17 protein-coding genes and 3 pseudogenes are annotated in these 11,119 nt (G+C 58.8%); 4 read left to right on the top strand and 16 right to left on the bottom strand.

Annotated elements, in window-relative coordinates:
- The first annotated feature begins 1 nt into the window (after window position 1).
- A complete protein-coding gene (locus tag IU397_RS06325) occupies window positions 2–925 on the top strand; it encodes a polysaccharide deacetylase (protein WP_204411862.1) in 924 nt (307 codons plus the stop codon).
- Between the two features lie 27 nt (window positions 926–952).
- Here the strand turns inward: IU397_RS06325 and IU397_RS06320 are convergent, their stop codons facing one another.
- The 15 genes and pseudogenes from IU397_RS06320 to IU397_RS23830 all read right to left on the bottom strand — a co-directional run bounded on the left by IU397_RS06320 (window position 953) and on the right by IU397_RS23830 (window position 9,196).
- The gene (locus tag IU397_RS06320) at window positions 953–1,144 is read right to left on the bottom strand and encodes a helix-turn-helix domain-containing protein (RefSeq protein ID WP_204411861.1); all 192 of its coding nucleotides are present in this window, start codon (window positions 1,142–1,144) and stop codon (window positions 953–955) included.
- A complete protein-coding gene (locus IU397_RS06315) occupies window positions 1,141–1,521 on the bottom strand; it encodes a Crp/Fnr family transcriptional regulator (RefSeq protein WP_204411860.1) in 381 nt (126 codons plus the stop codon). The genes IU397_RS06320 and IU397_RS06315 overlap by 4 nt, the downstream gene beginning before the upstream one ends.
- Window positions 1,522–1,640: 119 nt before the next feature.
- Window positions 1,641–2,072, bottom strand: coding sequence for a copper chaperone PCu(A)C (locus tag IU397_RS06310; RefSeq protein ID WP_204411859.1), 432 nt, complete (start codon window positions 2,070–2,072; stop codon window positions 1,641–1,643).
- Entirely contained in the window at window positions 2,069–2,638 is a 570-nt protein-coding gene (locus tag IU397_RS06305) for an SCO family protein (protein ID WP_204411858.1), read from the bottom strand. The genes IU397_RS06310 and IU397_RS06305 overlap by 4 nt, the downstream gene beginning before the upstream one ends.
- Window positions 2,635–3,006 (bottom strand): hypothetical protein, encoded by a 372-nt coding sequence (locus IU397_RS06300; RefSeq protein WP_370541618.1) that lies wholly within the window; start codon window positions 3,004–3,006, stop codon window positions 2,635–2,637. The genes IU397_RS06305 and IU397_RS06300 overlap by 4 nt, the downstream gene beginning before the upstream one ends.
- Window positions 2,924–3,466: an ATP-binding cassette domain-containing protein gene (locus IU397_RS06295; RefSeq protein ID WP_204411856.1), complete on the bottom strand. Its 543-nt coding sequence runs from the start codon at window positions 3,464–3,466 to the stop codon at window positions 2,924–2,926. Before IU397_RS06295 ends, IU397_RS06300 begins: the two co-directional genes overlap by 83 nt.
- Before the next feature lie 212 nt (window positions 3,467–3,678).
- Window positions 3,679–4,008: a hypothetical protein gene (locus tag IU397_RS06290; protein WP_204411855.1), complete on the bottom strand. Its 330-nt coding sequence runs from the start codon at window positions 4,006–4,008 to the stop codon at window positions 3,679–3,681.
- A complete protein-coding gene (locus tag IU397_RS06285; RefSeq protein ID WP_204411854.1) occupies window positions 3,975–4,283 on the bottom strand; it encodes a hypothetical protein in 309 nt (102 codons plus the stop codon). Before IU397_RS06285 ends, IU397_RS06290 begins: the two co-directional genes overlap by 34 nt.
- A gap of 140 nt (window positions 4,284–4,423) precedes the next feature.
- A complete protein-coding gene (locus IU397_RS06280) occupies window positions 4,424–5,794 on the bottom strand; it encodes an ABC transporter substrate-binding protein (protein ID WP_204411853.1) in 1,371 nt (456 codons plus the stop codon).
- 291 nt (window positions 5,795–6,085) lie between these two features.
- Window positions 6,086–6,454: pseudogene (locus IU397_RS06275) on the bottom strand (HEAT repeat domain-containing protein); the annotation flags it as partial.
- Between the two features lie 10 nt (window positions 6,455–6,464).
- Complete coding sequence (locus tag IU397_RS06270; protein WP_204411851.1) at window positions 6,465–6,989, bottom strand: HEAT repeat domain-containing protein; 525 nt, start codon at window positions 6,987–6,989, stop codon at window positions 6,465–6,467.
- Window positions 6,990–7,026: 37 nt separating this feature from the next.
- Window positions 7,027–7,269, bottom strand: a complete 243-nt coding sequence (locus tag IU397_RS06265) for a ferredoxin family protein (RefSeq protein WP_204411850.1) — start codon at window positions 7,267–7,269, stop codon at window positions 7,027–7,029.
- Window positions 7,270–7,284: 15 nt separating this feature from the next.
- The gene (locus IU397_RS06260) at window positions 7,285–8,148 is read right to left on the bottom strand and encodes a hypothetical protein (protein WP_204411849.1); all 864 of its coding nucleotides are present in this window, start codon (window positions 8,146–8,148) and stop codon (window positions 7,285–7,287) included.
- 578 nt (window positions 8,149–8,726) lie between these two features.
- On the bottom strand, window positions 8,727–9,026 hold the full coding sequence (locus tag IU397_RS06255) for a hypothetical protein (protein ID WP_204411848.1): 300 nt from the start codon (window positions 9,024–9,026) through the stop codon (window positions 8,727–8,729).
- A gap of 56 nt (window positions 9,027–9,082) precedes the next feature.
- Window positions 9,083–9,196, bottom strand: a complete 114-nt coding sequence (locus tag IU397_RS23830) for a gamma-butyrobetaine hydroxylase-like domain-containing protein (protein ID WP_370541628.1) — start codon at window positions 9,194–9,196, stop codon at window positions 9,083–9,085.
- Here IU397_RS23830 and IU397_RS23235 point away from each other — a divergent pair.
- Window positions 9,146–9,385 carry a hypothetical protein gene (locus IU397_RS23235; RefSeq protein ID WP_239479641.1) on the top strand — a complete coding sequence of 80 codons (240 nt, stop codon included), beginning with the start codon at window positions 9,146–9,148 and terminating at the stop codon, window positions 9,383–9,385. The two genes, IU397_RS23830 and IU397_RS23235, sit on opposite strands and share 51 nt — an antisense overlap.
- Window positions 9,386–9,548: 163 nt before the next feature.
- Here IU397_RS23235 and IU397_RS06245 read toward each other — a convergent pair.
- Window positions 9,549–10,272: pseudogene (locus IU397_RS06245) on the bottom strand (IS5 family transposase).
- A 40-nt stretch (window positions 10,273–10,312) separates the two neighbouring features.
- Here IU397_RS06245 and fdxA point away from each other — a divergent pair.
- Together fdxA and IU397_RS23230 are read left to right on the top strand one after the other, a co-directional pair.
- Window positions 10,313–10,633, top strand: a complete 321-nt coding sequence (gene fdxA / locus IU397_RS06240) for a ferredoxin FdxA (RefSeq protein WP_204411846.1) — start codon at window positions 10,313–10,315, stop codon at window positions 10,631–10,633.
- Between the two features lies 1 nt (window position 10,634).
- A pseudogene (locus IU397_RS23230) lies at window positions 10,635–10,989 on the top strand (FAD-binding oxidoreductase); the annotation flags it as partial.
- Between the last annotated feature and the right edge of the window lie 130 nt (window positions 10,990–11,119).

Here is an 11,119-nt window from a genome sequence, read left to right as displayed (position 1 = left end):
CATGATACAAAATCCAATCCCCTGGCCCGGCGGGGCAAAGGTCGCTGTTGCGATCACCTTTGACATGGATGCCGACAGCCTGATCCATATCGAAAAGGGCAAGGCCGGTGTGAACTACCTGTCCACGATTTCAATGCTTCGCTACGGTCCCGATGTGGCAATCCCGCGGATCCTGAACGGCTACAAACGGTTTGGCCTCACCCAGACCTTTTTCATCCCTGCCTGGTGTATCGAACAGCATCCCAAGGCGGTGGAGGCGATCGTTGAGGGCGGGCACGAGGTGGGCTTTCACGGCTACATTCACGAAGCGCCCAATGCCCTACCGCCAGAGGAGGAGCGATACTGGATGCAGCGCTCGATTGAAGTGATCGAGACGTTCACGGGCAAACGGCCCCGTGGCAACCGCTCCCCCCTTTACAATATGTCGGCACAGACACCCGACCTACTGGCGGAGGCGGGGTTCCTCTATGACAGCTCGCTGATGGGGGATGACGTGCCCTATATGCTGGCGACGCCAAAGGGCGAGTTGGTTGAACTGCCCGTCAGTTGGGCGACCGATGACTGGCCACCCTATGTGCATTCCATTGACCTGGATTACATGTTTCAGTTGTTGCCCCCCGACCGCGCGATGGAGGTCTTTATGGCCGAATTCAACGCGATGCGCAGGGCCGGTGGTGGGCTTTGGATCGGGGTCTGGCATCCCTTCGTCTCGGGGCGTTTGTCCCGGTGGCAACGGATCGAACAGATGATCCAAGAGATGCAGGAGACGGGCGAGGTTTGGTTTGCCACGCTGGAGCAGATCGCCAATCACTGTTTGACCCTGGAACGGGACGGCGCGCTGAAACTGCGCCGCCAGGACCTGCCCCATTACGGCGGGCAGTCCCCCCTTCCCGATCCGCGCCCATTCTCCATGCCGGATGGGTGAGAGTAGCGAAAGCCGGGTGGCCCCGAGTTATTCCTGCAGGGCGTCGATCTGATAGACGATGATCTCGGTCCGAGTGATCTCTAACACGCCCTCCCCCTTGAGCTTGTCTAGGGATTGGGTAACCCATTGCCGGGTCGCCCCGACGATTGAGGCGATCGGTCCCTGGATTACCGCGATGGCGGCATCCAGGACCTCGCGCACCAGCTTTTGCATGCTCATGCCGGACAAAACAGCATCTCGCAGTCTTCCAGCGCATCCGCTGACCAGACATGGTGCCCGTGGCCAAACACCTCTGGCCCGCCGATGAAATGGCCCGGGCTCCAATAAGCCAGCGTGATCTCGCGCCCTGTTGGCCCGGTACAATAGGTTCGGACGCGACCGGCTTCGATGATCCAGACGCCGGTATGGGAATCCCCTTGCGGGAAGATCCCCGACCCTTTGGAAAAGGTGCAGCGGGTCCCAAGTTTCCGAACGGTCTTTTGATCCTGCGCGGACAGAGGGCTTAGAAATCCCGAACCGTCGTTGATGTCCAGCAGATATTCCGACAGGAAGATGGCGCTGGGCGCGTCTTGCATTTCGTCGCGCGGATGGATCATGACCGGGGCTGGGCAGAGAGGTAATCCGCCAGGGCGGTTCATAGGGTGGAAAGGCGTCCGCATCGAAATCGGCCTGAACCGGGGCGGCCACAAGTGCCGCAACCAAAGCAAGGATCGCCCTATGACTCATCATGGTGCAGGTGCATGACTTTGGCCGGGGTCGACAGCGCTTCACCATCCGCAAATAGGAGGGTCAGGTTGACGATGTCGCTTTCCTTTGCGACGTCCACAGGGTGCATCAGCATGATGTGCAGGCCACCATGTTCGAACGCCACGCTTTGGCCCGGCGCAATCTCTATCTGGTCAACGACTGATATCGTGGCGACACCGCCCGCGTTGGCGCTTTGGTGCAAATGGGCCGTCTTGTACCCTTCTGCTTTGACACCGATCAGTTGGCACGTCGCATCGCCTGCATTGGTCAGCTTCCGATAGGCGGCGTGGGCCATCATCCCAGGGGGGGCCAGCGGCACCATCGCGTCTTCGATTTTCACACCCTCGGCCATGGCGGCGGCGGGGGCGATGATCATGGCAAGGACGGGCAGAAGTCTCACTGCGCAAGTTCCTTCCGATAGCTGATTTGGAGACGCGCCAGAAATTCCGCGATTTGGGCCGGGTCGAAGGGCGGCTGCAGCTTGGCGCGTAAGGTCCCATCGGGCGCGATGACCGACACGGACGAGTAGTGCTGCACCTCGTAATACCCGGTATGGTCCGGTTTCATCAGCCGGTAGAAACTGTCCGTCGCCTCGATCAAGGCATAGATCTGATCCCGGGTCCCGGTGAAGCTGGTAAAATCGGGATGAAAGAATTTGGCGTATTCGCTGACAAAGGCCGCGTCCCGTTCCGGACCAACCGAGACGACGACTACGTTCGGTACATTATCCGGACGCACCCGCATGCCGGTTTCGGTCACGATGGCCTCTAGGTTGCCCAAGGTGAAGGGGCAGATATCGGGACAAGAAAGGAAGCCGAACATGATCAGGGTCCGGCCCTCATCAAGGTCAGTGTTGGTGAAAGCGAATGGCGGCAGGTCCAGCGGTTCGTCCAGCATGACCCCTTGGACCTGTGTCAAGGCAGGCCATGCCAGCAGCCAGATGAGGAGGGCGGTGATCCACCTCATGCGTTTTGATCCTCAAAGGCTTTGCGGCTTTCGGATTTGATCGTGTCGAGGCAAAACTGGCGCGCCTTCAGGTATTCCGGCGTTGTGGTCATGTCGGTGGAACGTGGGCGCAGCAGTTTGATCGACACATCTTCGATGATGCAGCCCGGTGCGGCGCTCATGATCAGAACGCGATCCGCCAGGAAGACGGCTTCATCCACGTCATGGGTCACAAACACGACGGTGGTGCCGAATTTGCGCCAGATCTCCAGCAGGCTTTCTCGCAGCATCAGCCGGGTCTGGGCGTCAAGCGCGCCAAAGCGGTCGTCCATCAGCAGAACTGACGGGTAGTTGGCCAAGGCGCGGGCGATGCCGACGCGCTGTTGCATCCCGCCCGACAGCTCTGCCGGATAGCGGCTGCCGAATTTTTTGAGGCCAACCAGTTCCAGGAATGGCGGTGGCCCCGGCTTCGGTCCGGCTTTGACCAGCCATTTTGGGGCCGAAGGCGACGGTTTCGTAGACCGTCTTCCAAGCCAGTAGGGAACATTGCTGGAACAACATGCCCCGGTCGGGGCCGGGGTTTTCAACCGGGACGCCATCGACGGTGACCTGTCCGGTTGTGGAGGTCACATATCCGGCGATTGCGTTGAGGAGCGTGGATTTTCCGCAGCCGGACGGGCGGAGGATGCACACGAACTCCCCAGCCTGGATATCGCTCGACGTCGTCTCCACCGCGCGATGGGCCTCTGATCCCGCACCGAACGTGATCGACACGTCGTCAATTGCGATCTGACCCTTGCCCTTTGCAGTGGCCGGGTTGGGGGTTTTGAATTTCAGGACATCAAGCATGGATGGAGGATCCTTGCAGTGCGAGCGCGGCCCGCGATTTGCGCCATGCGAGGACCAGGATCAGCGCAACCAGCAGCCCCAGCCCCGCTGTTGTGAGCACCGGTCCCATGCTCTAAGCGCGAGGGAGGTCGAGACACCAAGGCCCAGCATCGCCAACCCGACGACCCAGGATGGCGTGGCGCAAGAAACTATCCAGCTCATGGTCGCGTTGGTTATCGCGACCAAGATGGCGCCCGGCCCTGTCGTTGCCCTGAGCGTCGTCGATGTGCCGGTGCTGCATGTGTCGCGCCCCATGAGCGTGAGGCAGAGCGAGACCATGGCCCCAGAATGGCCAGCACCAAAAGGCGCGCGGGTACGACGTTGAGGCTCCATTCCGAGATGCCGGTGCCGTAGTCATAGTTCATCCGGCCAATCTCGATCAGCCATTCTTCCCAGATGCTCGAGCTTTCTTCGGTCGGCCACATCAGGATTGACAGCGGGATCCAGGCGACGGCCGGGATCGGGCGGATCACCTCGATATAGGGCATGATGAAGGCCCGCATGATCCGGGACCGCCCATAAAGATGCCGAGCACCGTGGCAATGGAATAGCTGATGAGGATTCGCCGCATCGACACGCCGATATGTGTCCAGAACATATCGGTTTGGATATGGGCGATGAAGGCGGTGAAAACCTTGAGCGGTGAGGGAACATTCTCAAAACTGATATAGGGGTTGAGGTTAAATTCGGTCGCCAGGTGCCAGAGCACAACCCCGATGGAGAGGGAGAGAGCGACGATGCCGATATTGCCCAACCGTTCACGGGAGATTTGCGGCAATTGAATGACCGTCCGAGTTTGGCCGGCGGCCTCGGCGCGGGGGCTGTCCCCGCGGGGACAGGATCTACGGGAGAGGTCTGTGGATCTGCGGTCTTCGAGGCTATGGTCACAGCCTGTTTGCGATACTTGTATGGCCGTGATCAGCCTGCGGTGACGAAATCGGCGATGGTGTCTTCGAAGGAAATCACCGTGCCATCATTTGCCCCGGCATAGGTTTCCGCCTCGCCCTTGCGCAGGAAGGTCGCGTAGTCGTCGCTCGATTTGACCCAGAACGCGGTCTTGCCGAACAGTTTAAGACCGGTCTCGATGTCGTAGACACAGGTGGCGTTCAGCTTGGCATCGGTGCCTTGCATATCGGCCATGGCTTTCAGGAATTCGGGCATGCTGGGATAGGTTGTGACACCGTCGCGGGCATGCCAGATCTCCATCGGGAGGCCCTTATTGGCGGCCACGGGAGCAACGATCACGGCTTTGTCGGCGTCATATTCCACGCCCAGATCGGCATAGGCCGCGCGGATATAGTCCTCGGTGATCCAGGCCTCAAAATCGAGCGGTGGGATCGCCATTTCCGTGGTGAGAACGCCATGGTTGAACTTGAGCGCATCGACCCAGGCATTCTTGATCGACGGCTCCAGCGTCAGATGACCGCCTTCGGAGAAGTACAGGTAAAGCATCTCTTTCTCGACGCCAGTCCACCCTTCCATCTGGGACACGGCCTCCATCGGGTCGGCGCGGATCCATTCGCCTGCTTCCCACACGGCCTTGATGAAGGCTTCGACAACTTCGGGATATTCCTCGGCAAAATCCTGGCGGACGACGACGCCATGCAGGTAGGGCACGCCGGTTCCAGAGCCGTCATAGATCTGGCGGCCCGTCCCGCGGAATTCCATGATTTCAGACCAGGGGCAGAAATCGGAATGGGCGTCGATCTTGCCCGCCGCGATATTGGCGGCACCCACGGCGGGGCTTTGGTTTTTCAGCACATAGTCAGAGGTCGGAATATTGTTATCTTGCATTGCCTTGAGCAGCATGCCCCACGCGGCGGAGCCGACGGGCGTTGACACCTCTTTGTCCTTGAGCTGGTCAATCGAATAGATGTCGCTTTCAACCGGTACGACGATGGCGTTGCCTGACCCCTTTAGGTTGTATCCGGTCCCGGCCACATAGAGCGTGCGCAGGCTGTCGGTTTCCTGAAACTTGGCGCCGTTCACGATCAGGGGATAATCCCCCATCACGCCGAAGTTCAGTTTATTGGCGAGCATCTGATTGGTGATTGGCCCGCCCGAACTGTAATCGGCCCAGCTGATATCATAATCCGCCTCTGCGTATTTGCCGTCTGTGGGCAGATACTTTTCAAGCACGCCAAGCTCTTTGATCACAATGCCGGCCGTATAGGTATCGGTGCACATGGATTGGTGACCGATGGCGATATTTATTTTCTCGGCTGCGGCCATCGTTGCAAACGGAAAAAGCGCCGTTGCGAGAATGGTGCCTTTGATAACGTTATTCATGGTTACCCCCTGTTGGAGAGAGAATATGATTATCTGTGCGGTAGTATTTGGCGGTTTTTACGCAGGGCAAAATTTCGTATGGACCAAAACGAATAGTATTTGCCGAATGCCTAAAATTAATGCACGAAAGTGGGTAAATGGGGATGCTTGCGCAAGTTGATTAACGATTTTGAAACGAATCTCATTTGAAAATAATGTTTTAAATCAGTAGTTTGGAGGGATTTCATCCAGACAGCTTAGCCCTCCAAGGCCAGCTTGGAGAGCGTAATGTTCATCGCGATACCCGGTGGTTCAGGCGGCGAGTTTTCCTAAAGCCCAACGAACATTTTTACGAACGTCTGGATCTGCGTCATCTGCGTATTTCTTAAGAAACTGGACCGTTTCTGGTACGGCCAATTCCCCCAAAACTGCGGCGCATTCTTTGCGCAGATAGGGTACGGGAAGATCCATCATCGGGCCGATTTGCATTGCAGCCTCAGCAGCGCCAAGACGCCCGAGGGACCGCACGGCTTTTAAGCGGACTTGCCAAAATTCATCATCCAGCGCGATTCGAAGTGCGGGCACCGATTGCGCGCCGCCCGATTTTGCCAATGTTTCGGCGGCGGCCTCCCGCACCATCCATTCCGGATCTTTCAGGCTGTTGACCAAGGTGGTTTCGGCATGGTCGGATTTAGGGAACCCGAAAGCGGCAAGGGCGGTGCGGCGGACCTGCGTGTGCGGCGTCGCGCAAGGCTGGCAAGGTCGTCTCGTCTTGCAACCATCCGATGACCCCCACGGCCTGGATGCGGACGACAGTGGAAGCGTGTTTGAGCGCCGTGATCGCTGTGCCCATAGCCTCGGGCCGGAGCAATTCCTTGATCCCGGCAAGGCAGGCGGCCAGCTTGACCTCATCACTGGCGTCAAGGCGGGGCAGGATCGCGTCACCGGCCGCGGGATCCTTCAACTCCGTCAGGCTTTCGGCGGCGGCTTCGACCACCACCGCGCCACTGTCGTTCAGGGCCAAGACAAGGGCCGCCGCGATTTCAGGCCCGTGAAAATCGGTCAGGGCTTGGGCGACTTGCTTGCGCACCCCGGCATTCCGGTCGGTGACGGCCTTTGCCAGATACGGGATCGCAGCGGGATCCGCGCTGTCGGCAAGGCCAATCACCGCCATGATCCGGGCGCCCGGCGACGGATCATCAAGACCTTCTGCCAAATCCAGGATATCGTCGAAGATCGCGGTCGCAGGCGGCTCATTTCAGCAAATAGGTAAGGTTCACGATAACCGCGTTGGTTGGGCAGTTAGCCTCGCACGGCATGCAGTACCAGCATTCGTCATATTTCATGTAAGCGGTCTTGGTCCCGTCATCGGTTTCGACGATGCGCAGCACATCAAGCGGGCAGACATCCACGCAGACGGTGCAGCCTTTATTGGTGATGCATAGCGCGTTATCGACAACGACCGGTACGGTGGTGGCGGTTTGGGCGAGAGGCATGGGTACTGTTCCTGTCTATTCCGCGGCCACGGAAGAGGCGCTGGCCCGTTGCTTGTAGTAAGCGTCTTTTTCATCGTCATCGACTTCGACGATGTAGGGTTCGACATGCTGCTTGCGGTGGGCCGGTTTGCCATCATCGCCCTTGGTCAGGATCGTGTGGCAGAACCAATTTTCATCGTCGCGCGCGTAGTCCACGCGGTTGTGGTAAAGGCCCCAGCGGCTTTCGGTGCGATACATCGAGGCGGCGCCGGCCATGTCGGCACAATCGAGGATGGTCGAAGCCTCAAGCGCGCGCATCAATTCGTGGTCATTGCGGACATACATGCCGTTTTCCATGTCTTCCCGCACCTCTTCTAAGCGCTGCTGGGCAAGCGCCATCCTGGCGGTGACTTTGTGCGGCTGCAGATAGTCGTTCCCCAAGCGGCGGGTCTTGTATTCGATCTGGTTGGGCGGGATGCCGTCGTCACGTTTGGTGGGCGCCAGCACGCGGACGCGCTCGACCTCGGCGTCGTCAAAGCTGGCAAAGTCCCTATCGGCTATGTAATCCACCGCATCGAGGCCCGCGAAAGCCCCGTTTGTGAACACGCCCAGCATGTAATTGTGCAGGACGTTGGCCATATCACCGGTCGCATAGAGCCCGGGGATCGTTGTACGGGCGTGTTTGTCGACAAAGATCCCGGATGCGGAATCCCCCGCGCAAACGCCGATTGCCGAGATATGCATCTCGATCATTTGATTGCGGTGGTCGGTGCCACGCCCCTGGTGGAAATGGCCGCGTGTTGGCCGTTCGACGATGTGAAGCCCCCGCTCAATCTCGGCAACCGTCTCTTCGGCCAGGTGGTCGAGTTTGAGGTAAACCGGCCCCTTGTCGCCCTGCAATTCGTCAAAAAAACTCCTGCATCATCTGGCCCGACCAGTAGTCACATTCGATGAACCGTTCGCCGGTCGCATTGGCCGTGTAGCTCCCGTCGGGCCCGCCGCATAGGCGCAAGCCGGACCGCTATAATCCTTGATCAACGGGTTGATCTGATCGCATTCGAGGTTCGCACGGCCTGCACCAGCGTGATACGCCATCGCGTAACCCTCACCAGAATTAGACGCGTTCTCGTAGGTGCCATAGAGGTAGCCGCTGGTGGGCAGACCAAGCCGCCCTGCAGCGCCCAACCCCATGATGACCGCCTGGCCAGGACCACGAGAAACTCCGCGCTGCGTGTGTTGACACAGATCGCACCCCCTACCCGACCCTCGCCGGTGAGCAGGCGGGTCGCCATGAAGCGGTTGACGATGTTGATGCGGGCCTTGCGCAACTGACGGTAGAAGGCCTTTTTGACGGTATCGCCATTGGGCATAGGTAGAACATAGGTGCCGATATGATGCACCTTTTTGACATCATATTCGCCGTTCTGATCCTTTTGAAACCGGATCCGGAAACTGTCGAGCTCCTGGATGATGCCATATCATTCTTCGGCATAGCGATAGACCGCAGCCTGATCGCAAATGCCATCATTCGCGATGGTGATCTCTTTGGTATATTGCTCGGGCGTGGCGTAGCCGGGAATGACAGAGTTATTCAGTCCATCCATGCCCATGCAGATGGCGCCGGATCGTTTCACATTCGCCTTGTCCAGCAAAACCACGTTTGCATCCGGGTTTTTGCGCTTGGCCTTGAGCGCCGCCATGGGCCCGTCTGTTCCGCCGCCGATGATCACCAGGATGTCGCAGTCGACCTGCGTCAGTCCATCCGAAACCTCGTCCATAACACGCTCCTAAAGCGCTATTATATTAGTCTGTGCCGCGTTGCAGCGACCTACTGTCAATTAGTTGTCAAACTGGTTCGAAAGTTCGCGCAGATAGGCAAAGGGTAGATCGCGCGGTCATGACCGTCGGAGAAGTTAACGCTCACCCCGTGATTGCCGACCTGGCGCAGACCGGTGATCTGGATGCCTGGCAGGACCGTCACCGCTTCATGGTCGAAGACCTGACGGCGGGTGCTTGCATCACGTGCTTCGAAGCAGAGAGTTCGGTGCGTTCCCCGCTATCCCATGTCACCGTCAAATGCTGTGCATCGGCGCTGGCTGTTAACCCCGCGATCATGTGCCGGATCTCCCTTAGCTGACATGACCATGCCGAAAGCGGAGCGGGTGCAATGGCAATTAGTTGACGGACAGGTCGAGGGGGGTCGGGCAGATCCAATTGGACATCATGGCATAACATACGTGGTCACCGGCTCTGTTGCGCAAATTGCCTGATGGCCGAGGTTCCCCTTTCCCCGAACGGACTTATCTCACGGCCTCTGTGACAGGGATGCCGAGCGCGGTGTAGCCGTTCAGAACGGCGATACGGACCTGAAGCTCGGCGACCTGTCGGTCGAAGTGCCGTGCCATGAGGCGCTGCCCCAGCAGTTTCACACAGTGCCTCTTCGTTTCGACGCGGCTTCGGCGGTCGTATCCGCTCCATCGTCGCCAGAGGGCACGATCGAGGTATTTCAATGCCCGCGGTGCTTCGTTTCGTGCGACCGCGCCGGCTGTGACTGTCTTCCACTGTTTGGCGTTCTTGCGGGCCGCCATGCTTGCGTGTGTGCCACTCGCCTTCGCCCTCAACCTTGATCTCAGTGCTGTCGATCAGCAGGTGCAGCGGCCCCTTGGACCCGCGATACGGTATGTTCACAGCCAGGGTCTTCTGGCGGCGGGACAGGGTGCTGAAGTCAGGCACCGTCCAGTCGAGGCCAACCAGCTGCAGCAGGCTCTCGACGAAGCCGGTCGTCTGCCTGAGCGCCATGCCGAATATCACCTTCATCGAAAGGCACATCTGGATGGTGGCATCGCTATAGGTCTGCTGGCGGCCACGCCTGCCTGTCGGCAAGGCATCCCAGCTCATCTCGGGGTCGAACCAGATCGTCAGCGAGCCACGGCGCTTGAGCGCTTCGTTATAGGCCGGCCAGTTCCCGGTCCTGTAGATCGGGGGGGGAGGTCTGCTCCATGCAGCCCAGCTACCAGGCTGGATTCACGTGATGAATCCTCCATAGCATTTGTGCAACAGAGCCGTGGTTACCGACAATTGCATCGCGTGCCAATATACCGATTGCGTATCGGTCTGCCCCGCCAATCGTTTCTACGAGGGCGAGAACATGCTGGTGATCCACCCGGATGAATGCATCGATTGTGGTGTGTGCGAACCGGAATGTCCCGCTGACGCCATAAGGCCGGACACCGAAGCCAAAATGGACTGCTGGGTCGCCTTTAACCACAAATATGCTGAGCTTTGGCCTGTGATCGTGGAGGCGAAAGAGCCGTTGCCCACCGCTGACAAGATGGATGGCGTGCCCAGAAAACTGGATGCCCATTTCTCTGACAAGGCGGTATGATATGAACGTTCGGACGGCTCCGTTGAAAGTGATGCCAGATACCCAAGCCGTCATGGCGGTCACCCATTGGACCGACACGTTGTTTTCATTTCGGATTCGTCGTCCGCGGTCGCTTAGGTTTCGGTCGGGCGAGTTTGTGATGATCGGCTTGCCCAAGGAGGACGGCACGCCCCTGTTGCGCGCCTATTCCATTGCCTCGCCGTCCTGGGCCGATGAATTGGAGTTCTACTCGATCAATGTGCCGGATGGCCCCCTGACATCGCGGCTGCAAAAGATCAAAGTTGGCGACCAGATCATTCTGCGGCCGAAACCCGTTGGAACACTGGTTCCGGGATACGCTGTTGCCCGGTCAGCGTCACAAAGGCCGGCGTGCCGCGGATTTCCACATCAATGGTCAGATCGCGGTTATAGGTGATCCGTTCGGTCGTGGCTTCGCTGTCCATCAACGGTTCGATGGCCGCGAAACCCAGCCCCTCCTGCGCGGCA

Origin of the sequence: Actibacterium sp. 188UL27-1 (assembly GCF_016901225.1) — a bacterium.
In the GTDB taxonomy this organism is placed as follows: Bacteria; Pseudomonadota; Alphaproteobacteria; order Rhodobacterales; family Rhodobacteraceae; genus 188UL27-1.
The sequence above is the reverse complement of the archived record's forward strand: the minus strand, read 5'-3'. Positions and strand labels throughout refer to the sequence as shown.